General features: G+C 47.5%; 24 protein-coding genes and 1 pseudogene. 20 read left to right on the forward strand and 5 right to left on the reverse strand.

Annotated features, from left to right (window positions below; genetic code table 11):
• Positions 1-108: 108 nt before the first annotated feature.
• The 7 genes and pseudogenes from BK126_RS20000 to BK126_RS20025 form a co-directional block, all read left to right on the forward strand.
• On the forward strand, positions 109-654 hold the full coding sequence (locus BK126_RS20000; protein ID WP_076314319.1) for a TetR/AcrR family transcriptional regulator: 546 nt from the start codon (positions 109-111) through the stop codon (positions 652-654).
• Between the two features lie 311 nt (positions 655-965).
• Positions 966-1,733, forward strand: coding sequence for a glycerophosphodiester phosphodiesterase family protein (locus BK126_RS20005; RefSeq protein ID WP_076314320.1), 768 nt, complete (start codon positions 966-968; stop codon positions 1,731-1,733).
• 322 nt (positions 1,734-2,055) lie between these two features.
• On the forward strand, positions 2,056-2,259 hold the full coding sequence (locus BK126_RS20010; protein ID WP_047912726.1) for a cold-shock protein: 204 nt from the start codon (positions 2,056-2,058) through the stop codon (positions 2,257-2,259).
• A gap of 124 nt (positions 2,260-2,383) precedes the next feature.
• Entirely contained in the window at positions 2,384-2,599 is a 216-nt protein-coding gene (locus BK126_RS20015) for a cold-shock protein (protein ID WP_076314321.1), read from the forward strand.
• Positions 2,600-2,748: 149 nt separating this feature from the next.
• Positions 2,749-3,747, forward strand: a complete 999-nt coding sequence (locus BK126_RS20020; protein ID WP_076314322.1) for a glycosyltransferase — start codon at positions 2,749-2,751, stop codon at positions 3,745-3,747.
• A gap of 110 nt (positions 3,748-3,857) precedes the next feature.
• Positions 3,858-3,998 carry a hypothetical protein gene (locus BK126_RS29505; protein ID WP_177178727.1) on the forward strand — a complete coding sequence of 47 codons (141 nt, stop codon included), beginning with the start codon at positions 3,858-3,860 and terminating at the stop codon, positions 3,996-3,998.
• Between the two features lie 114 nt (positions 3,999-4,112).
• A pseudogene (locus tag BK126_RS20025) lies at positions 4,113-5,750 on the forward strand (ABC-F family ATP-binding cassette domain-containing protein); the annotation flags it as partial.
• A 148-nt stretch (positions 5,751-5,898) separates the two neighbouring features.
• On the opposite strand, the gene BK126_RS20030 reads toward BK126_RS20025, so the two are convergent.
• Both BK126_RS20030 and BK126_RS20035 read right to left on the reverse strand, forming a co-directional pair.
• Entirely contained in the window at positions 5,899-6,804 is a 906-nt protein-coding gene (locus tag BK126_RS20030) for a DUF6612 family protein (RefSeq protein WP_076314324.1), read from the reverse strand.
• A gap of 128 nt (positions 6,805-6,932) precedes the next feature.
• Positions 6,933-7,382, reverse strand: a complete 450-nt coding sequence (locus BK126_RS20035; RefSeq protein WP_076314325.1) for a DinB family protein — start codon at positions 7,380-7,382, stop codon at positions 6,933-6,935.
• A 200-nt stretch (positions 7,383-7,582) separates the two neighbouring features.
• On the opposite strand from BK126_RS20035, the gene BK126_RS20040 reads away from it, so the two are divergent.
• The 3 genes from BK126_RS20040 (at position 7,583) to BK126_RS20050 (ending at position 10,642) form a co-directional block, all read left to right on the forward strand.
• Positions 7,583-8,530: a nucleoside hydrolase gene (locus BK126_RS20040; protein ID WP_076314326.1), complete on the forward strand. Its 948-nt coding sequence runs from the start codon at positions 7,583-7,585 to the stop codon at positions 8,528-8,530.
• 259 nt (positions 8,531-8,789) lie between these two features.
• On the forward strand, positions 8,790-9,257 hold the full coding sequence (gene lspA / locus BK126_RS20045; RefSeq protein WP_076314327.1) for a signal peptidase II: 468 nt from the start codon (positions 8,790-8,792) through the stop codon (positions 9,255-9,257).
• A gap of 467 nt (positions 9,258-9,724) precedes the next feature.
• Positions 9,725-10,642: a prenyltransferase gene (locus BK126_RS20050; RefSeq protein WP_076314328.1), complete on the forward strand. Its 918-nt coding sequence runs from the start codon at positions 9,725-9,727 to the stop codon at positions 10,640-10,642.
• A gap of 86 nt (positions 10,643-10,728) precedes the next feature.
• Here the strand turns inward: BK126_RS20050 and BK126_RS20055 are convergent, their stop codons facing one another.
• Entirely contained in the window at positions 10,729-11,256 is a 528-nt protein-coding gene (locus BK126_RS20055; protein ID WP_076314329.1) for a nucleoside 2-deoxyribosyltransferase, read from the reverse strand.
• Between the two features lie 130 nt (positions 11,257-11,386).
• Here BK126_RS20055 and BK126_RS20060 point away from each other — a divergent pair, with 130 nt between their 5' ends.
• The 10 genes from BK126_RS20060 (at position 11,387) to BK126_RS29510 (ending at position 20,891) form a co-directional block, all read left to right on the forward strand.
• Positions 11,387-12,358, forward strand: a complete 972-nt coding sequence (locus BK126_RS20060) for a quinone oxidoreductase family protein (protein ID WP_076314330.1) — start codon at positions 11,387-11,389, stop codon at positions 12,356-12,358.
• 307 nt (positions 12,359-12,665) lie between these two features.
• Positions 12,666-13,874, forward strand: a complete 1,209-nt coding sequence (locus BK126_RS20065; protein WP_379265235.1) for an ABC transporter substrate-binding protein — start codon at positions 12,666-12,668, stop codon at positions 13,872-13,874.
• A 19-nt stretch (positions 13,875-13,893) separates the two neighbouring features.
• Positions 13,894-14,760 carry a carbohydrate ABC transporter permease gene (locus BK126_RS20070; RefSeq protein ID WP_076314332.1) on the forward strand — a complete coding sequence of 289 codons (867 nt, stop codon included), beginning with the start codon at positions 13,894-13,896 and terminating at the stop codon, positions 14,758-14,760.
• Positions 14,760-15,590: a carbohydrate ABC transporter permease gene (locus BK126_RS20075; protein WP_076314333.1), complete on the forward strand. Its 831-nt coding sequence runs from the start codon at positions 14,760-14,762 to the stop codon at positions 15,588-15,590. The genes BK126_RS20070 and BK126_RS20075 overlap by 1 nt, the downstream gene beginning before the upstream one ends.
• 320 nt (positions 15,591-15,910) lie before the next feature.
• Positions 15,911-16,804: an oxygen-dependent tRNA uridine(34) hydroxylase TrhO gene (trhO, locus tag BK126_RS20080; protein WP_076314334.1), complete on the forward strand. Its 894-nt coding sequence runs from the start codon at positions 15,911-15,913 to the stop codon at positions 16,802-16,804.
• Between the two features lie 41 nt (positions 16,805-16,845).
• Positions 16,846-17,478, forward strand: a complete 633-nt coding sequence (locus BK126_RS20085) for a helix-turn-helix transcriptional regulator (protein ID WP_076314335.1) — start codon at positions 16,846-16,848, stop codon at positions 17,476-17,478.
• A gap of 286 nt (positions 17,479-17,764) precedes the next feature.
• On the forward strand, positions 17,765-18,811 hold the full coding sequence (locus BK126_RS20090; protein ID WP_076314336.1) for an ABC transporter substrate-binding protein: 1,047 nt from the start codon (positions 17,765-17,767) through the stop codon (positions 18,809-18,811).
• A 96-nt stretch (positions 18,812-18,907) separates the two neighbouring features.
• Positions 18,908-19,831 (forward strand): ABC transporter permease, encoded by a 924-nt coding sequence (locus BK126_RS20095; RefSeq protein WP_076314592.1) that lies wholly within the window; start codon positions 18,908-18,910, stop codon positions 19,829-19,831.
• Positions 19,831-20,625 carry an ABC transporter ATP-binding protein gene (locus tag BK126_RS20100; protein ID WP_076314337.1) on the forward strand — a complete coding sequence of 265 codons (795 nt, stop codon included), beginning with the start codon at positions 19,831-19,833 and terminating at the stop codon, positions 20,623-20,625. The genes BK126_RS20095 and BK126_RS20100 overlap by 1 nt, the downstream gene beginning before the upstream one ends.
• A gap of 92 nt (positions 20,626-20,717) precedes the next feature.
• A complete protein-coding gene (locus tag BK126_RS29510) occupies positions 20,718-20,891 on the forward strand; it encodes a hypothetical protein (RefSeq protein ID WP_179085578.1) in 174 nt (57 codons plus the stop codon).
• Positions 20,892-20,894: 3 nt separating this feature from the next.
• On the opposite strand, the gene BK126_RS20105 is transcribed toward BK126_RS29510, so the two are convergent.
• Complete coding sequence (locus tag BK126_RS20105) at positions 20,895-21,476, reverse strand: hypothetical protein (protein WP_076314338.1); 582 nt, start codon at positions 21,474-21,476, stop codon at positions 20,895-20,897.
• 31 nt (positions 21,477-21,507) lie between these two features.
• Positions 21,508-22,041, reverse strand: coding sequence for a hypothetical protein (locus BK126_RS20110; RefSeq protein WP_076314339.1), 534 nt, complete (start codon positions 22,039-22,041; stop codon positions 21,508-21,510).
• Positions 22,042-22,270 lie beyond the last annotated feature (229 nt).

A 22,270-nucleotide genomic window follows, 5' to 3' on the forward strand; every position in this document is an offset into this window, starting at 1 on the left:
CCAGACGGTCTTTTTGTCAAATTCAGCCCTCCTTTTCCTATTTTGACCTCTTTAGGGTTTCATGCTATAGTATGGGCACAATTATGGAGAGTCGGGGGCTTAAAGAGAATGGGGCGTTCCTTAGAAACACAGCAAAAGCTGATTCGCGCAGCACATGTTGTTATACGGGAGAAGGGGATCGGCGGGTTTACGTTAGAAGCGGTTGCCAAGCAGGCAGGCGTCAGCAAAGGTGGGCTGCTTCATCATTTCCCGTCCAAGGATGCCTTGATTGAAGGCATCCTTGAGGAGGAAATGAATCAGTTCGAGCGACAATTGCAACAGCGTTACGAGCTTACAGAGAAGAAACGCGGTGATTTGCTTCGCGCCTATATTTCATTGTCGAGTGAGCCATTGGATGCGCAATTCGGCTATTTTGGCCTAATGGCAGCTGTTGGTATTAATCCGACTCTACTGGATCTGGTGAAACGTAAGCAGAACGAGTTAAACGAGCGCCTCGTGCAAGATGCCAACGGGAGTGCCGAAGCGGACCTCATCCTTATGACGCTCGATGGTTTGCTGTTTAACGATCTCTTTCAATTAAACACGCTAAATTCGCAGCGCAGAAGCAGAATGTTGCGTTTGTTGTATGCATTGGAGAACATGAAACTTACTTAATTTGCTGGGACATTAAAGTCTTTCTCAAGTGTACCAATCCCAATGGCTGCTTCGTTTGCAGAGAGTTTCAAGGCAGCTCTTACGATGTGCTAATCAGTCATACGCGATATTATTCTCGCGCATATATTCTCCTGCCTTCTGATCCACCTTATTTATTGAGATCACACAGCCTGGTGAGCATCGCAGTACAGAGCTCGCTGGGCTTTTTCTATTAAGTTATACATGCTCTTCATTTTCAGATAATCGTCTCTTAATAAATCTTCGTAAGATGTATTTAGAGGTTAGATGTTGATAAGGAGGCTGTATAGAAAATGATTGAGCAACTGGAATCCGCAGCAGGCATGGTCGTCGCAGGACATCGGGGGTATAAATCAGCTTACCCCGAGAATACACTGCTATCCTTCAAGCGTGCTATTGAAGTAGGTTGTCACATGGTGGAGTTTGACCTGCGTATGTCAAAGGACCGTGAAGTCGTCGTTATTCATGATGCAACAGTGGACCGCACGACGAATGGGAGCGGTGAAGTGAGGGAGCAGACCCTCGCGGAGCTGAAGAAACTGGATGCGGGAGGCTGGTTCGCTCCGGAGTTCGAAGGCCTTAAAATCCCTACATTTCAAGAGCTGTGCCAGCTGCTTGCCGGATATCCGGACATCTTGCTGAACGTGGAGATCAAATCCAGCCCGGATGCGAAGGATACCGCCGATGCTGCAATAGAGCTGCTTCATGCATATGAACTGTATGAGAGATGTGTCTTCACCTGCTTTGATGCTGAAATTATCGCTTACCTCTATGATCACTATGGGGCCAAGACTCAGGGGTTCAAGGCGGAGGTCATGCGTAATTTTGTGCATGGGGAGAACGGCACATACTCCAAAATGTGGGTTATCGGGATAGAGATGTCGCTTCTTCATCGGGAGGATGTACAAGCATTTCGGAATAGGGGTCTGCAGGTGTGGAGCTACTGTCCGGACACAACTGACAGCGTCCTCTATGCGGTCGGCTGCGGAACACCGATCATGACCTGTAATGACCCGCTTCCTGCGCTGCGCATTAAACAGCAGCTCGAGGGTACGGTTTAAAAAAATGCCAATTGCTGTGGTATGATAAAGCCTGATCTGGGGAATGAATGAAGAGGCGGCGAAATGGCAGAGTCATGCCACAGCTTACTTTTTTAAGCGAGTGCACTACGTCAAGAAATCAACAAACGCAATCTAGTTTGGTAAATAAAGTAATTTTTTCTTAATTTCTATTGCGTTATTGATTTGAATATGGTAATGTATACGAAACGGTGTAATTCACATTTTGGAAAGAGCTTCATTTCGAAATGGCACTTTTTCCAATATGTGAATTTTTTTTATGAAAATAACCATATTAATATAAGAGTAAAGGAGAATGACCCTAATGCAAACAGGTACAGTTAAATGGTTTAACGCAGAGAAAGGCTTCGGTTTCATCGAAGTTGAAGGCGGAAGCGACGTTTTCGTACATTTCAGCGCAATCACTGGCGAAGGTTTCAAAACCCTCGACGAAGGACAACGCGTTGAATTCAACGTGGTAGAAGGAAACCGCGGACCACAAGCAGAGAACGTAGTAAAAGTATACTAAGCCGACCTGCTAAACTGCCTTTAACTGACAAGTTGAAGGCAGTTCTTGTTTTCACTCCAAAATAGCGAATGCGGGATAGACGGAAATGAGCCGTTTATTTGCGTAGATAGGAGGGGAAGTATTCATGTACAGACGTCAAGTAACAGAGGAAATCCCCGAGGAAAACACAAAAGTGTGGTCATGCACCAATGATGACTGCAAAGGCTGGATGCGGGACGACTTTACGTTCGAGAGCGAACCAAGCTGCAGTCTATGTTCCTCGCCAATGGAGCGGCAGATGAGAATGCTGCCTGTACTCTCCAACGCAACCAGTGATTTGAAAGCAATGAAAAAAGGTTAGTTTTTTTGTATGTATGTTGATGCAAAATGGAATACAAGAAATAGCATAGCTCTGTAAGTGTACCGCGATAAGGTAAGGTTACTCCTTCCCCTATGGCGGTTTTTTCATGCTATATTTATCGATAAGACAACGATAGGGGGAGAAGGCTATTGGATAAGGTTGGACTTGTAATGCGCAAAATTCAGTTTGCCGAAGCACAAGGACCTCGGGTTTTTGCAGACAGGCTGCAGAGCATCGGACGGGAGCTGGGTGTCGAGATCGTATTTATATCGCCGGAGCGGCATGTCAGCGGATATGACTGGGTGCAAGGCTATGAGCATGAAAAGGGAGATCTGGTCAATTATGATATCGTGCTGGATCAGCTCTATTCTCAAAACATAGAGCATGTGATTTATACGGTATCCGGCTTTACTTTTCTGAAGATGTTTCTCGATAAGAGCGTGCTGTTCCCGCACAGCTTCCCCGATCCTGCGCTGACCGGCTATGAGATGATGAAGCCGTTCTATTCCATTGTGGACAAGGCGATCGTGCAGACAGAGTTCTTGAAGAGTGAGATGAACTCAAATTACGGCGTTCAGGACATTACCGTTATCCCCATCGGGTTCGATGAAGAACTGGCGAAGAAGCATTATGATCCGTCTGCCGTCGTGGATAACCGGGTCATGTGGATTGGGCGGGATGAGGCAAACCGCAGGCCGGATCTTGTGCTGGAGTATGCAAGACAGAATCCGGACAAGGAAGTCTTCATGGTGTTCGGTGGACGCCGGTATGAGGAGAGCATGAAGAAGTATGATATTCCGGATAATATTCAGCTTCGCTTTGCCCTGACTCAAGATGAGGTGTTCGAGCTGATGAATTCCTCCAAGGTGTACTGGAGCTCTTCACGCTTTGATACATTTGCCATGCCGCTGACAGAAGCACTGGCCATGGGCAAAATGGTGGTGAAGCCCGAGCATCCCTGCTATGGTCATATCAACTCTACCCATGCCTTCAGCGGGAATGACCGCAATTTCTTCGAGCTGGTGAACATGGCCTGCGCTTCTCCGCGCAGAACGTCTGAGGATAACCGGGACTATGCCTTCAGTGCATTCTCCAGAACGGTAATGAAGGAAGGCTATCGCAGGTTCTTTGATACATGGCTTAAGTAGCTGACAAAAGTAAAGAACAGCTATAAACATTTTTTCCGCACGAGCCGGGTAGGGTTATCATTCTTTTTGTGGTATATTAACAATAACTTTGATGAGAGGAGGTGAGGCAGGTGAATATTGAATGGGTAAACAACCGCTTGAGCCAGCTGCCAATGGTGCTGTCTGGCATCTTTTTCAGAGGTTTCGAAATACGGGAGAAGTCTGTCCAATTGTCCCATATCGTTACCCATTCGAGAAGATGCCTGCCATAACCTCCAGAACGGATCAGATTTGTTTCCGATTAAGGAGTCGCGGGGCTTGTTCCCGCGGCTCTTTTTATTTGCGGCTAAGGTCAGGGTCTTCTACACCATAGGAGGATCCTTAAGATGATCATAATGAACGGTCAAAATATACAAAAATACCACGGCGCCAATCTGGTGCTGAATGATGTAACCATCGAAGTGCATGAAGGCGAGAAGGTAGGACTGATCGGTGCGAACGGAAGCGGCAAATCAACACTGCTGTCTCTTATTGCAAGATTGGAGAAGCCCGATAAAGGTCTGCTTACGGTGAAAAAGGAAGCCCGGGTCGGGTATTTGCCGCAGATTCCAGCTGCATTTGAGAAATTGACGGTTTACGAGGTGCTGTCGCATGGCTTCAGCAGGCTTGCTGACTGCCGTCAGAGGATGTCCCGGATGGAGCAGCAAATGGGTGATCCGGCTGCAGCAGCTGATCCGGATGCACTTGAACGGCTGCTGCATAAATATGCTGTGCTTCAGGAGGAGTATGAGCGGGGCGGAGGCTACGAGATCGATGCCAGCATTGATCAGGTGGCGACAGGACTTGGCATTAAGAAATTAATGTATTCGAGGCCCTTCGATACACTATCCGGCGGGGAGAAGACTCGAATCGTGCTCGCATCCCAGCTGATTATGAAGCCTGAGCTGCTGCTGCTCGATGAGCCGACCAATCATCTGGATCTGAAGGGAATGGAGTGGCTCGAGCAATTTTTACGGCAATACTCAGGGGCGTGCATCATTGTATCACATGATCGCTTTTTCCTTGATCGGGTGGTGACCCAAATCGTTGAGCTGGAGAACGGTGAAGCAAGCACTTTCTTGAGCAGCTATACCGGCTATGTTCGTATGAAGGAGGAGCGTGTACTTCAGCAGTTTGCCGAATATCAGGAGCAGCAGAAGCAGGTCAAGAAGATGAAGGAAACGATTCGTCAGCTCGAGGAATGGGGGCGGATCGGCGGGAATGAGAAGTTCTTCAAGCGTGCTGCTTCCATACGCAAGGCTCTGGATCGAATGGAACAGGTGAAGCGGCCGGTCCTGAATCCGAAGCATGCTTCCTTTGATCTGGGGACGAGAGACCGCTCCGGACAGGTCGTGTTACTATTCGAAGCGCTGTGTAAACAATTCGCGGATAAACAGATACTTCAGAATGTGGAGGGAATGATTGAGTTTCGGGATAAAATCGCCCTTCTCGGCACTAATGGTTCTGGCAAATCCACCTTTTTCAAGCTGCTGCTTGGTGATGAACAGGCAGATGAGGGATACATTGAATGGGGAAGCGGTGTCACCATCGGCTATCTTGCTCAGCAGGAAGAGATGAAGGAGCCCAAGAAGACGGTGCTTGAATTTTTCCGGGAAGAGACAGGTATGGAGGAAGGCGCTGCAAGAGGGATACTGGCGAAATATATGTTTTATGGACCGGATGTGTTCCGGGAGATCGGGAAGCTGTCAGGTGGTGAGTGGTCGAGACTCAGACTTGCCGTGCTCGTAAATAACAAGCCGAATGTTCTGCTGCTCGATGAGCCGACGAATCATCTGGACATTGCTTCTAGGGAGGCGCTTGAGGAAGCACTTGAGGACTACCAAGGGACCGTACTCGCGATCTCTCATGATCGTTATTTCATTAATCGACTGGCGGGCAAGGTATGGGAGCTGCATGAAGGGGCTCTTGATGTATACCTTGGCAACTATGACTACTATGCGGAGAAGAGAAAAGAAAAAGAAGATGGTGTGTCATCAATCATCTAAGTTAAAGCACAAAGAACACCTTCAAGACAGACTTCCGGCAAAAGCTTCAAAAGCAGAAATTTGCCGGATTGTTCTTGTCTTGAAGGTGCTTGTTCTCTGTATATTTTAGAAATTTTACTTGCTGATATTATTGTGATGCTGAAGCATCGAGAACTTCTTGTGGAATATCAATTTTGTCCAGTTCATTATACTTGGAGAAGGAGCCGTCCATCGCCATAAGAATACTTACATTCTGACCTTCCATTTCCATGCTCATCTCCATGTTGTAGGTCATATCTGCAGGATAGTAAGTTTCTTTGTTCACGCTATAGGACAGATCAATACTCTTAATATCCATCTGCTCCATCATGGCTGCCATTTGCGGATCGGTTGCACCTTGCTGTGCAATCATTTCTTGAGCAAGGTCCTTAACGCCATCACCGGACAAATTCGCTTTCAACCAATATACATCGCCCTCTTCCGTTACTTCGATCTCGTTCGCGATGCTGTTCAGCTGATCATACTGTTCGGCAGCACTGCCTTGGGACTTAAATTGCTCGACCAAAGGTCCAATGGACTCCTGAGGGAGCTTCATCCATGAACCCTCTACATGGGAGTAAACCGCGTCTTCGGTTATGTATTGCTTGATCTCCTGAGCACCGCTTTCTGCAGGCAAAGAGGTAGATATTTCTTGATATACAGCAATGGGTGAGAGAACCATGTCCTGCTTCATGTTCATTTCTACATCTTGAGTTTGCTCTTGACCGTCAACTGCCATCGTAATATTTTGCGTGATATTTGTGTCCATGGAGTAGCTCTCTATGCTGCTGCTGGTTTCAGACACCTGCTTCAGAAGCTCCTCCGCTGTTGGAATCTCTGCTGACGTTTCTTCTGCTGGTGCTTCTGTCGATTCCTCGATGTTATCTGCACCTGTTGTCGCTTCTGTGTTTGCCTCATCCGTAGGTGTGACCTCCCGGCTCTCATTCTCTGCGCCGCAGGCCGCCAGCATAAGGACGAGAATCATTCCAATCATTGAACATTTCCACTTTTTCAAAATATGAGACCTCCTAAAATTTTATCTCCATATTTACCCATATGCAAGGCGTGTTAATCAGCCTAAAATAGCAATATCCGAGTCGAAGGGGACCCGGATATTGAATAAATCATAGTAAACAATTTAAATTACATAAAGAAAGGAAGCTCTTTCACACCAGCAATTCGCGCATACGTGAGTAATTGGCCCTTATGATGAATTTCGTGATCCAGCGCTTTACTTAAGAACACATGAGCAGGTGCAGTTTGGCCGAAGAACGTAATTTCTGCCTGCAGCTGCTCGTTTGTTATGGAAGCAAGAATCTCCTTCGTCGCTTCTGTATACTCATGCACAAGACGTTGTACGTCTTCGAGTGTTGTCCATTCATCTTTGGTTTGCGAAGGGGTGAATTCCCCCTTGCTGACCATGTTCGCGAACATTTGTGTAGAGCTGGCGATGTGAAGGACAAGCGTTCCGTAGCTCATTCCGCCTTCCCATGGGGTGAAGTGAACAAGATTATCCTGATCCAGTGTGACCAGCTTATGTAGAACCTCGCGATGGGTCAGCCAATGCTGTGTGTAGCTATCCATATTTAACATATAAAATCCTCCTATTAGTTCTTCTCCGTAAAAGATGTTAACGATTTATGCATGAAATTGCAAACGTATCTGAATGAAGTTATTTGTGTATGGGAGATGCTATGAAGCATAAGTTATTTTTCGCTTGCAGGTCGTAACGCTATAATGGTTCAATAAGGAATGATGACAACATGAACAAGACAGGTGAGGGGGAACTACATATGAAGAAAGTCATTATTGATACGGATACCGCCGGTGATGACACGATTGCGATCCTGACGGCTCTCCATTATTTTGACGTGCAGGGAATTACGATTACGGGCGGTAATGTGGAATTTAACCAAGAGGTCGAGAATGCACTTTACACGGTTCAGGTTGCGGGCAAAGGCGGACAAGTACCTGTGTACAAAGGGTATGAACGGCCAATGCTTACCCTTGGTTCAGGGCAGCACCGTTATGTCGATGATGTTCATGGGGATGACGGAATGGGAGGTGCTCATTTTCCATTAGCAGATCAGCGCCCCGAGTCAGGACATGCGGTAGATTATATCATTGAAACAGTGCATGCGAATCCGGGACAGATTCATCTTCTAGCGATCGCGCCGCTGACCAATATTGCGATGGCTATCCAAAAGGATCCGAGTATTGCACCCCTAATCCCTCATATTTATATTATGGGTGGAGCCAACAATTCGCTGGGTAACATCACACCGGCGGCTGAGTACAACTTCTATACAGACCCTGAGGCAGCTCAGATCGTGCTGCATTCGGGTATTCCTATGACCATGGTAGGCTGGGAGATGTGTACTCGCTATTCCATCATGGATGATCAGGATCATGAGGAGATTGCGGCACTCGGCACTTCTGGGGCGCAATTCTTTATCGATATCAACAAGGTCGTTATGCAGTTCAACAAGTCGGTGCATCGGCTGCCTGGAACAACGCATCCGGATACGCTGCTCATGGCCGCTGCTGCTGATGAATCCATTATGACAAGAACGGGTCAATATTTTGTAGATGTTGAAGTGGGCGGTCAGTACACTAGAGGGTACAGCGTCGTCGATATTAATGGACGGCTGGGGCAGACACCGAATGTACGTGTATGTGAAGAGATCGATCGTGAAGCCTTCAAGCGTATGCTGCTTGATGTGCTCTCATCCATTAAATAGAAACATGAGGTGATCAAGGGGCTTCTCTAACTTATAGATGAAGCCCCTTTTTTGCTGGTTAGAAAGATTGGATGTACAGGATTTGGATTTGCACAGACCGGCTGTGTTACAGTGAAGTAGATAGGAATAGAAGCAGTCAGCTAACACGCAAATACATAACGATTAGGAGTAAGAGGCGCGGATTGCAGTATAAACGTAGTTTGAAGTTTTTATTTCAGGTTATAGATATGGAGCAGCAGATGAGGAGAAGGAGGAAATAATGCTATTTTATATTACGGCGATCGTTATATTGATTATAGACCAGGCTAGCAAGCTATGGGTCCGAGAGCATATGGACATTGGCGAAGTCATTCCTGTGGGAAATATTGTCCATCAATTAGAGCATTACGAAAACTCGGGAATGGCATTTAGTCTGTTCCAGGGGTATGCACGATTATTTGGCGTAGTTGCGCTTGTTTTTATTGCTTTTATTCTGTACTACAGGCATAAGGGAGAGATTCAAGGCCGGCTGATGAATGTGGGGGCAGGCTTTCTGGTTGGAGGTGCGGCGGGGAATATGGTAGATCGATTCTTCCGAGGCACAGTAACCGATTTCCTTAAATTTTCGGAAGAAGGCGGGATACTGAATTTCGCAGATGTAGCCTTGAATGTTGGTGTATTGCTGTTTATCGCAGGCGCAATACTTAGCTGGATGAGATCCCGGAGGGTGCAGCGCTCACATTTTTGACCCTGTGCCCAGGCAAGACTTCCCCCGAGCATCCCCCACAAGTCTTCCCCTGCAGAGAGGTTTTTGGATGTAGAACGACTTTTGCCGGAGGCAACCGGAGAGATACAGCCAAAACACCGCTCGCCCACACAAGACTTCCCTGAGCAGCTCAAGCCAAGCCTTCCCTCTCCAGAGAGGTTTTTGGATGTAGAACGACTTTTGCCATAGGCAACCAGAGAGATACAGCCAAAACACCGAACCGGCACAAGACTTCCCCGAGTAGCCCAAGCCAAGCCTTCCCTCTCCAGAGAGGTTTTTGGATGTAGAACGACTTTTGCCGCAGGCAATCGGAGAGATACAGCCAAAACACCGAACCCAAAAATTTTCCGATTACAACTCCGCTGATTTGGTGTATAATCAAACATTGTGTGAACGTTGTCACAAAGTGTTGAGATTATTGTCATATTAGGAGGCTTAAAAAATACATCATGAGTAACTGGACTTTTTTTAAACGAATGACTCGATTATTTTCAGTGACCGTCATGATTGTTCCTGTTGTTCTTGGCACGATTACAGCCTATGCGTTTGATAAGGAGTTCAACTTTCTGTTGTTCTTGCTGACCTTGGTCGGGGCTGTATCCGCTCATATATTTTCGAACATGGTCAACGATCTGTGGGATTACCGTAACGGTACGGACACAGAGGCGGCTGAAACAGAAGGAGCAATATCAACGAATTCTGGATTCCTGACGATGGGAACCATGTCGGAGAAGAAGTTTGCTGCAATTACGTGGGGATTTCTTATTCTGGCTGCCGTGTGCGGGCTGATTCTGACCATCGTCAGCGGCTGGCCGATTCTGGTACTTGCCCTGATTGGTGCGCTTATCGCATACTTCTATGTTGCACCTCCGATTAAATTCGGCTATCGCGGCAAAGGCTACAGTGAGATTGGTATCTTCATTTCATTCGGAGTACTGCCTGTGCTTGGGGCGTATTATGTACAGACAGGTGAATTTGCAGTTGCACCGCTGCTGCTGTCGTTGCCTGTCGGCATGCTGACCACGATGCTGCTGTTTAACCATCATTTTCTGCATTGGCGTGCGGACCGTGAGATTGGCAAGAAAACGCTGGTCGTGATGTGGGGAGAAGAGCGTGCGCTGCGTCTGTCCAAAATAATGACGGTTCTCGCCTATGTGCTCTTGATTGTAAGTGTCGTGTTTGGGGCACTGCCTGTGTATGGGCTTCTGGCCGTTGTCTCTGTCATACCTATGTACAAAGTATATAAATCTCTCGGCAAAGTAAACCCGTCGGAGGCCTATCTTCCGCTTATGGGAGCTTCACAGCAATCCTCGGTGCTCTGCGGTTTGATCATGTGTATTGGACTATTGATTCAAGGAATGGCATGAAATCATTAGAAATCATTAATAATAATATTTGCTACTAAAAAAGAACGTTCATGGCGAACGTTCTTTTTTTGACTTCATCAGCGAGACTACTCAGCATCCATACCCAGATCTGTACGTAGTCTCTTTAGCGCATCCTCTAATGTCCCCTCTACGATAGTAACAGGAATGCCGAGCATGAGATTGGTGGGCAGATCGAAGTTCTCAATCGTCATCCCGTCTTCATACAGTCCTGTCACTGGATCTGTCGCAGTTGCCAGCTTCTCCCCCATCGTACGTGCATCAAGAACATGGGCATACAGCTTCTTGCCAAGTCCGTATCCAAGCCCGCATTCAAATACGGTGCCGGAATCCGGCTCCTGCCCGCGGAAGGGATTCAGATTGGCGATGATGATATCGCATTTCTCGATCAGTCTCACATTGCCTTCGAATATAGCGACCGCCGTCTCATGCCGTGTAGGCTGGGGTTTAATATCCTTGTCTAGTGGAAAAATACCTTCAAATCCATATTCAGCGCACAGCGCCTTCATGTGTTGTCCCAGCTCGGAAGCATCGGTACGGAACACCTCATAGCCAGCCATATAGACACGGAGAGGTTTTGTTTCTACGGAGTTCATGTTGTCGCTGCACCTTCACTTTCTTCAATATGAGTAGGAGATCATATAAAATATATTATATTATCATGTGTCAACAGGGCATGAGTATATATTCAAAAAATATATAATCCTTAAGGGAGGATGAATATAAATGAAAGCTTCAGTATTTAGGGAATTTGGTGGTCCTGAGGTGCTGCACATTGAAGATGTGCAGACGCCTGAACTTAAGCCGGGCTGTGTGCTTGTTCGAATGAAGGCCGTCGGTCTAAATTATGCAGATGTGTATCGCAGAAAAGGAAATTATCATCTGGAGGGGGAGCCGCCCTACATATTAGGCTACGAAGGAGCCGGTATTGTGGTGGAGACTGCAGACGATGTTACAGGCTTGCCGCCAGGCAGCCGTGTGGGCTTTGCTGATGTTCCACATGCAAATAGTGAGCTGGTATTGGTTCCTCAGGAGAAAGCCATTAAGCTGCCTTCCGAGATTACGTATGACCAGGCAGCAACCGTGCTGCTACAGGGTATGACGGCCCATTACTTGTTAAATGACAGTTATCCTGTACAGGCTGGGGATGAAATTCTGGTGCACGCAGCTGCAGGTGGAGTAGGTCAGCTGCTTGTCCAGCTTGCCAAAGCAAAAGGGGCAAGAGTATTAGGGGTTACTTCTAGCTCGTCAAAGCGTGACATTGCTCTGCAAGCGGGAGCTGATGAAGTTCTGCTGTACAATGAAGGCAATTGGGTAGATCAAGCAAGGCAATGGTCGTACAAGCAGGAAGGTGTCAGAGCGGCCTATGACTCGGTTGGAAGTACGTTAATGGACACTTTCCGAGCAGTTCAAATCAAAGGCCATATCGTGTTCTACGGCATGGCCGGAGGTAATCCTGTTCCAGTCGATCCAAGGATGCTGATGGATACGTCGAAAACATTAACCGGTGGAGACTTATGGAATCATGTGACAGATCATGCCGACCGTGTGCGGCGGGCGAACGACCTATTTACAGCCATTACAAGCGGAGACATTAAACTAGCTGAACCCATGAAATTTTCGCTTGATCGTGCAGCAGAAGCACATCAATGGATTGAAAGTCGGCAAAGCACAGGAAAAATTCTGCTCATTCCCTAAACGAGTCTGTTTCAAAAAATTAAAGGTTCTAAAAATTCAACTATACAAAATTCATTATGCAGGTGTTTAAACCAGGATACGGGTGTTTAATAAATATCACTCGTTTTTTTCTGGTTAATCGAAACCGGTTTCGGTTGGCAAGACTGCAATGGAACTAAATACATATACCTTAAAGTTAGACATTTATAACCATTGGTCATTAAAAACGAGTGTGCTATGCTTTACACCGAGTGGAAATGTAAGCACTTTTATCAGAACAAGATAGAGGGGGTACACCATGAGATTTCAATGGCTTAAGAGTTGTAAAATGCTCCTCATTGCCGGTGGAGCGGCATTAATGCTTACCGCATGCGGCAGCAGTGAAGGGGCCTCCGGCAAGGTCCAGATTGAATTCTTTCAGAACAAGCCCGAGGCGAAAGAATCCTTCGACAAGCTTGTAGAGAAATTCAATCAGGAGCAGTCTGAAATTGAAGTGACACAGGTCAATCCACCGGATGCAGAAACGGTGCTTAAGACCCGGCTTGTAAAGAATGATGTTCCGGATATTATGGCGCTGGGAGCAACGGATACATTCTCCTTGCTGTCTCAGAGCGGTATTTTCATGGATCAGACCGATCAAGAAATGATCGATCTGATCAATCCGAGCTATATTCAGATGGTGAAAGACGTAAGCGGTCTTGAAGAGCTCACAGGGATTCCATTTGCAACAAATGCAAACGGTATCATGTATAACAAGACGCTGTTCCGCGAGATGGGGCTTGAGGTTCCTAAGACTTGGGATGACCTGATTGCGACAGCGGAGACAATTAAAGATGCAGGTAAAATACCTTTTTACCTAACCTATAAAGACGACTGGCAGACCAACCTTGCATTTAATGCACTCGCCCCGAACTTGGAAGGGATCGACTTCTATTTGAAGCGCAGAGATGGCGAAGTGACGTTCCAGGAGCGTTACCGCGAAATAGCGGAGAAGCAGCTGAAGATTCTTGATTACGGGCATAGTGATAACTTCGGTAAGACCTATGCGGACGGTAACCGTGCCTTCGCGAACGGGGATGCCTTCATGTATATCCAAGGCACGTGGGCAATTCCAGAGATACGCAAGGCCAACCCGAATATTGAGATCGGATTCTTCCCTTTCCCGACCGGAAATGACCCTGAAGAGATCAAGCTGGTTAACGGGATAGACACGCTGCTTACGGTCTCTGAAGATACAGAGCATCAGGCTGAGGCCATTGAATTTATCAAATTTTTGCTGCGTGAAGATAACATGAAGCAGTATATTGATGAGCAGAATTTGTTTGCGGCAGTAGAAGGAGTAACGCAGGATGATTCGAGCGTAGCTGAGATCCTTCCTTATATCGAGAGAGGCCAGGTCACCGACTTTGCTGACCACTACATTCCGTCTGCTGTTCAGCTGAATTCAATCGTACAGGAATTTTTGCAGGTCGGAGACATTGATGCTTATCTTAAGAAACTCGACGAAGAGTGGGATAAGGTAGCAAATCGAAGATAGGATACGAGGAGGAACAAACATGAAGAATCGGCTTACTCCGTTCTACTGGATGACTTTGCCGGCCGTAGCACTGTTCTTTGTGTTTATGACCCTGCCTGCACTACAAGGGTTGTATTACTCATTTACGAACTGGAACGGCTTCGGTGATCAATATGATATGGTTGGATTTAAAAATTACATTAATCTGTTTGCAGATGAGAACGTCTGGAATGCATACGGATTCACCATTAAATATGCCATTGTGGCGACCATCTTCATTAACATCATCAGCTTGCTGATTGCGCTGGGGCTGAATGCGAAGATCAAATACCGGAATTTCTTCCGGGCGATTTACTTCCTTCCGAACATTTTGAGCATTCTGATCGTCGGATATATTTTCAACTACCTGTTCTCGAACGTATTCCCGATCTGGGGAGAGAATCTAGGATTGACCGCCCTATCAACCAATATTCTGGGCAGCCAGGATCTCGCATGGGTTGGGGTTGTATCAGTCGCGATCTGGCAAGGGATTGCATTCAACACCATCCTGTATCTTGCCGGGCTGCAGACCATTCCAACGGATCTGTATGAGGCGTCCAATCTGGACGGAGCGAGCAAATGGCGCGAATTCTGGAGTATTACCTTCCCGCTTATCGCACCATTCTTCACGATCAACATGGTGCTTGCCATGAAGAACTCGCTTATGGTCTTCGATCTCATCGTAGCCATGACGAACGGTGGACCAGGACGGGCAACACAATCCATTGCGCACTTGATCTATACCGGCGGTTTCGAAGGCGGCGAATTTGCTTATCAATCGGCGAATGCCATCATTTACTTCATTCTGATCGCCATTATCTCGATTATTCAGCTTAGATTTCTGCAGAGAAGGGAGAGTGACATGTAATGAGAAAATCACGCTCACGCACCAATTGGCCGATTACGCTGCTCGTCGCGCTCGGTACGATTGTGATCCTGTTCCCTCTCTACATGACGCTAACGATTGCGATCAAAAATCCGGAGCAGATGCGTCAATCCGTCTTCTCCTTTCCCGCAGATATCCAGTGGGATAACTTCTCTCGTGCCATCGAGATGACAGGCTTCTTCAACGCGCTGGGTAACAGTGCGATTGTTACGATATCGACGGTGGTCCTGACATTGCTGACCAACTCGCTTGTCGCCTATGCGATCGCGCGGAACATGAACCACAAATTTTTTAAAGGGCTGTACTTCTATTTTGTCAGTGCGATGTTCATTCCATTCCAGATTATTATGCTGCCTGTCGTTAAGCTTACTTCAGGGCTCGGCATGACCAACCTGCTGGGACTTATCCTGCTGCACACAGTATATGGTCTGGCCTTTAACGTATTTATCTACGTGGCTTATATTCGTTCAATTCCAATCGCTCTGGAAGAAGCGGCCAAGGTCGATGGAGCAACAACATGGGGTACATTCTGGCGGATTATCTTCCCGCTGCTGGCACCGATGAGTGCAACGGTCGGAATTCTGACCTGTCTGTCCACCTACAACGACTTCCTGCTGCCGCTCATTATGATCAGCGATCAGGATCAGTATACACTGCCGCTTGTGCAGTATATCTTCCAAGGACAGTTTAATACGGACTTCAACCTGGCCTTTGCTTCGTATCTGATGGCCATGCTGCCAATGATCCTCATTTATATTTTTGCACAAAAATGGATCATCAATGGTGTAACTCAAGGGTCGGTCAAAGCTTAATTCATCATAATACACCAGCGGAATCGCATGATTCCCTGGTGTTTTTTATAGGTCATGCTTTTTGAAGCGTCCTTATGTGTCTGCAGAAAATAACGGATGCTTTTCCAGCAAGCCACAGCCCCCTTTTTATACATAAATATTGACTAAGCTTCGTTGTTTTTATAGACTTAATGTATACATTGCCCGAGAACTGACGGTAGCGGCGGAAGGGAATCCCTTTTTTGCGGCTGCTTCTTGTCGTTTATGAGGGTAACGAACAAATTCAAGTTGTCTAATTCATAGCTTGGAACTATAAATAAAGACAGGTGGAAATGAAGAAAATGAGTAATTCTAATTATCGTGTATTGTTGTACTACAAATTTGTCCAGATTGAGGATCCTGAGGCTTTTACACAGGAACATTTAAAATACTGCAAAGACCTTGGTCTCAAAGGACGGATACTGATTGCCAAAGAAGGAATTAACGGCACCGTATCCGGTACCTACGAGCAGACCGAGCAATATATGAACGACATGAAGGCCAATCCGCTGTTCAGCGATATTTGGTTTAAGATTGACGAAGTCGAAGGGCATGCATTCAAGAAAATGTTCGTTCGTCATAAGGAAGAGCTCGTTACCTTCCGTTATGATGAAGAGCTTGATCCGAATGTAATTGGCGGCAAACGCCTCAGCCCGAAAGAGTTCTATGAGCATCTTCAACGCGATGACGTTGTTGTCATTGACGGTCGCAATGATTATGAGTATGAGATTGGCCACTTCCGCGGTGCAATTCGTCCAGACGTCAAATCCTTCCGTGAGTTTCCCGAATGGATTCGTGAGAATTTAGGCGATATCAAAGACAAGAAAGTCATCACTTACTGCACAGGCGGCATCCGCTGTGAGAAGCTGACCGGATTCCTGATCAAAGAAGGCTTCGAGGATGTAGCCCAGCTTGAGGGCGGTATTGTGACTTATGGTAAAGACCCGGAAGTACAAGGCCGGTTGTTTGACGGAAAATGTTATGTATTCGATGAAAGAATTTCCGTGCCAATCAATCAGACGGAAGAGGATATTGTCATTGCTTCCTGCTACCACTGTGGAACAACGCATGACCAATATGTGAACTGCCCGACATGCAATCTCCAGTACGTATCTTGTGAGGCATGTGAGGAAGAGCATCAGCATTTCTGCTCTGATGCTTGCCGGGAAGAGGCGCACGCGAAGGCAATATCTTAATCAGATCCGCATCTTCACTGACAAGAAAGCAGGTGGTTGTAATGAGCGCGCCCAAAGAGAAGTCCACACGTCAGCGAATCCTTCACATGCTGAAGGTTCAAGGTCCCTTAAGTGCTCGTGAAATTACAGCTGAACTGGGCATTACGGAAATGGCGGTCCGCAGGCACCTGGCAACACTGGAGAAGGATGGACATATTGCGACCAGCGAAATCCGGCAGACAGCCGGTCGCCCTTCTGCAGTATTTGGTCTTACTGACAGTGGAGAGGGGCTGTTTCCGAAGACGTACCCGAAGGTAACGCTCGATCTGCTAGGCGAGCTTGCCGAGGAGTCGGGTGAAGAGATGATCGACCTGTTATTCGAGCGGAGAAGGAACAAGCTGCACCAGCGGTATGCCACGGAGATGAAGGGCAAGGACCTGGCTGGCCGAGTTCGATCTCTTGCCCGCATCCAGAATGACAACGGATATATGACCGAGCTGATGGAAGTGGAAGAGGGCTTCGTGCTGAAAGAATACAATTGCCCCATCTCCGAAGTGGCAGATGCCTATGGACAGGCCTGCCGCTGTGAGTTGGAGCTGTTTCAGTCCCTGCTTGAGGTTTCAGTATCGCGCACGGAGTGTCTTGCTAAGGGCGGCCGATGCTGCACTTACAAGATTTCGTCTTGTGAAAATTAAATATAGAATAAGTGTCATATATGGAGGCGTCCAGCAGAAATTTCTGCTGGACGTTTCTTTTTTTTAACATACAATAAAAGTATTAATTGACGAATAGTGCAGGCGCCCTTAATATTAGGGAAAAGTTGTATCGACCACGCGTCAATAATTTCCAAAACAGGAACCAAACACGCCATATTGCTTTAGTGCAGTTAAATATAAAAGCACTAATGCTATTATGTGACGCAGTATGTAAGAGGTATTTAATGGAAAATGGGGACATGTAGAAAAGAGAGGGGAAACAAAGATGAGCAAAAAATGGTGGATGTCATTAATGGTAACGGCTTCAATCGCCCTGGTTGCAGGGTGCGGCAGCGATCCATCCGGCACAGAGAGCGGAACTTCAGGTACAGCGGGAGGAGATGAAGGGGCTGCAGAGAAGACCTATTCTATTTCTATTTCTCAGTATGTTGAGCATCCTTCACTGGATGCAACACAGGAAGGGTTTATTGCAGCGCTCAAGGATGCAGGACTTGTAGAGGATGAGAATCTAAAGATTGATTATAACAACGCACAGGCCGATGCAGCGAATAACAACTCCATCGCCCAGAAGATTGCAACGGACAGCAGTGACCTCGTTCTTGCGATTGCTACACCTTCCGCACAAGCTGTCGTAAGCCAGGTGAAGGACAAGCCGGTATTGTTCGCAGCAGTGACGGATCCGCTGGATGCTAAACTGGTCACCGATCTTAAGAAACCGGGCGGTAATGTCTCTGGCGCATCCGATACGAATCCAGAGGCCATTGTGAAGCTGGCAGAATTCATTGCGACACAAATGCCGGATATTAAATCGGTGGGACTTGTTCTGAATGAAGGTGAGCCAAACGCAGTTGTCATGGCAGCTAGCGCGGAAAAAGCATTTGCCGCGCATGACATCGAGCTGGTGAAAGCAGCGGCAACAAATACGTCGGAGGTTCAACAAGCTGCTGCTTCACTCGTTGATAAGGTAGATGCACTATATATCACACTGGATAATATTGTCGTGAGTGCCGTGGATACTATTATCAAGACGGCTAATGACAATGACCTTCCTTTCTTCTCTAGTGATCGGGATACGGTAGAGAAGGGTGCCTTTGCTACTGTCGGTTTCAAGTACTATGATCATGGCTACCAAGTAGGCGAGATGGCAGCTGACATCCTGCAGAACGGAACGAATCCAGGAGATCTTGAGGTGACTGTACCGGACAAGTTGGATCTTATCCTGAATCTGAAGGCAGCTGGAGAGCAAGGCATAGAAGTTACAGATGAGATGAAGGCTGCTGTAGAGGATCAAGAGAACAACATCATCGAGTAACCTAATTGAGGTTAGTATGCTGAATGCTCGGAAGCAGGGTGGACGACATACCACCCTGTTTTTTTGTAAATAGGAGGATAACACATGTTAGAAACGATGCTTAGTCTGCTGAAATCGACTCCTGGAGCCATTGAACTGGGACTCTTGTATGCATTAATGGCTCTCGGTGTATACATTACGTTCCGAATCCTTGATTTCCCAGATCTTACGGTGGATCAGAGCTTTACGACAGGTGCGGCAATTGCTGCAATTATGATTACGAACGACTTCTCACCTTGGCTTGCGACACTTGCAGCCTTTGGAGGGGGGCTGATCGCCGGAGCATGTACAGGTCTCTTGCATACAAAAGGTAAGATCAACGGTCTGTTGTCTGGTATATTGATGATGATTGCCCTGCATTCGATCAACATGAGGATTCTGGGTGCGCCGAATCTGTCTCTGCTGGGTGTTGACAATATTTTCTCCAGCATGTCTGTTCTGCTGTTCATGTTCATTGTAGCGTTTGTTGTTAAAGTGCTGCTTGATGTATTCTTCAAAACAGATCTGGGTCTCGCTCTCCGCGCAACAGGAGACAATGAGCGAATGATTCGCAGCTTTGGAGCCAATACCGATACAACCAAGCTGGTAGGTATCAGTCTGTCTAACGGGCTGGTGGCTCTATCCGGTGCGTTCCTGGCACAGTATCAAGGGTTTGCGGATATTAGCATGGGGATTGGGATGATTGTCGTTGGACTCGCATCGGTTATTATCGGAGAAGCGATCGTGGGCAAGCGGAGCATCTTCCTCGCGACACTGTCCGTTATCATTGGTTCTATTGTATACCGCATCGTCGTTATGATCGCGCTTCGAGTCCCTGGATTTGAGACTTCGGATTTGAAGATTATTACGGCTGTCATTGTTATTCTGGCGCTTCTGATTCCTTCTGTACAACGCAGTATTCGTCAGAAGAACATGGCGCGGCGGAGAACGACAGAGCTGCTGTCCGGCACGGGTAGTAAATCGATGGGAGGTGACCTGTAATGCTGCATATCAATCACGTATCCAAGCTGTTTAATCCAGGTACCGTGGATGAGAAGATTGCGCTTATGGATGCCCATCTAACCTTGAATGAAGGGGATTTTGTAACAGTCATCGGCAGTAATGGCGCAGGTAAATCGACTTTGATGAATATTATATCGGGTGTAATGAAGCCGGATGCAGGTGAAGTGCAGATTCGGAATCAAACGATCAGCCAGTTGCCTGAATACAAGCGAAGTCAGTGGATCGGCCGGGTGTTTCAGGACCCGATGGCAGGAACCGCGCCAATGATGACGATTGAGGAAAATTTGGCGATGGCCTACCGGCGCGGGAAATCTCGCGGCTTATCCTTTGGCATCAACCAGAAGACGCGGGCACTGTTCCGAGAACAGCTGGAGAAGCTTGGAATCGGTCTTGAGCATCGAGTTAGAGCAAAAGTCGGCTTGCTGTCCGGGGGTGAGCGTCAGGCGCTCAGCCTGCTTATGGCAACGTTTACGGAGCCGGAAATTCTGCTGCTGGATGAGCATACGGCTGCACTTGATCCATCAAGAGCTGAGCTGATTACGAATATTACCGAAACGCTGGTCCGTGAGATGAACCTGACCACACTGATGGTTACTCATAACATGGAGCAGGCTATAAGGCTTGGCAACCGGCTTATTATGATGGATAAAGGCCGGATTATTCTTGACGTCAATGCCGAGCGCAAGAAGACATTAACTGTACCGGAGCTGCTTCAGGAGTTTGAGCGAATCAGCGGAACGAAGCTGTCAGATGACCGGGTTGTGCTCGGTTAAAGCTATATGTATTAGACCTCTTAAGCCCCCTCACGGCCCTCTCGTGCAGGGGGCTCTTTGATGAATACTGGTTTGGCCTGGGTACAGGCGCGATGGGAATCGGTCTCGGCATTGCCGGGCTGGGGCTTGTTCCAAGCAGCAGCTCTTCATGGATGATCACTGGACTTGCACTGGTTATCGGGCTGGGAAATGGTCTGTACATGGTCACGAACCAGACCATCATGCAGAAGGAGAGCACAGAAATGAAGCAAGCAGCAATACAGTAGAGACTAAGCTTCCCACCACATCACATTGGCTGTAGAAGCGAGCAGGCCGGCTACAGATAGAGAACCGCTGACTGTTAAGGTGTAGGACTGGCCAGGCGGCACAATGAAGCGACCGATTTCATCGAAGCTGAAGGGACCTGCAGCGAGCGGCATGGACAGAACCGGTGTTCCGCCTGTAGACGCAGCGTTAGAAGACCTCGCTGTCATCAGAGAGGTACTGCTGCTAGCGAAATTCGTGTTCACTGGAGTCAGCAGAGCCGGGCTTCCAAGGGTTCCATTGCGTACAATAGCCAACGTCCCGGTGAAGGAGGAGAGGAGGTTAAGAGCGACATTGATACCTCCGGTTATACGGGAAATATAAACGTTTCTTCCGCTGCCCGCAGGGTTCGTAATTTGAACAGTGATAATAACACTACCGCCAAGCAGTCCCAGTGTAGTCGAGTTTGTGGCTCCCGCAGTGAATAGGGCTCCTGCTCGGCCTGCACTGGATTCGGGAGGGGCGCCAATCGCAGGGGCTTGATAGGTATTCACGTTACGATCCGCAAGGGGTTTGTTCACAGATCCGAAGATATGGTCGTTTGGCACACAGATCCCTCCTTTACGAATGTATTCATACTCAGACCTCCCACCAAGTCAGGTTGATGGAGCCGGTAAGTGCTCCAGGGCCGATGCTAATGGTTACTGAACGTCCGGGAGGAACGATAACAGATCCGCGCAGCTGAATATTGTACGCGCCAGCCGTAAGAGGAATACTCATCAGGGTGACCGGCGAGCCGGTTACGGTTCCTGTTACCTGCTGTGTTGTCGCTGCACTGGTCACACTGCTTCCGAAGTTGTTGTTGGCCGGAACAGGAGCCGTACCTCCGGTAAGTATCCCGCCATTATACACAATAAGTGAAGCGGCGACTGTGCTGCCTCCGATGATCTGGGATAGATACAGCGTGCGGGAGCTTGCTGCAGGGTTAACGACTTGCAGCAGCAGATTTGCGCCGCCACCTGCGCTGACATTTCCTGTGGTCAGGGTAAACAGCCTGCCGGCAGAGGCTGCGCTGAGATCAGGCATTGATTCAATAGCAGGCGACACATAAGTATTGGTCTGCTGTACATAAATGGGCTTGTTGGCTGTATTGAATACAGAGTAATTCGTCATAGGATCCTCCTCCCTTGCATTATGAAGATTTAATTTGTTAGCAGCTGCCGTTCACGACTACCTTGAATTATATATATGCGAAGCCTGGCGGACGGGTTTGGGTTGTCTCTCTATATTGCGCAGGAGAAAATGAAGAGGCTCATAAAAATAAGTGGATATCAGACTCTAGATGATGAATGAGTTAGGCATCATTTCCCGGCTTGTGCCGTTACCGCGTGTCCCTCCACTT

The organism is Paenibacillus sp. FSL H7-0326 (assembly GCF_001955535.1).
Classification (GTDB): domain Bacteria; phylum Bacillota; class Bacilli; order Paenibacillales; family Paenibacillaceae; genus Paenibacillus; species Paenibacillus shunpengii.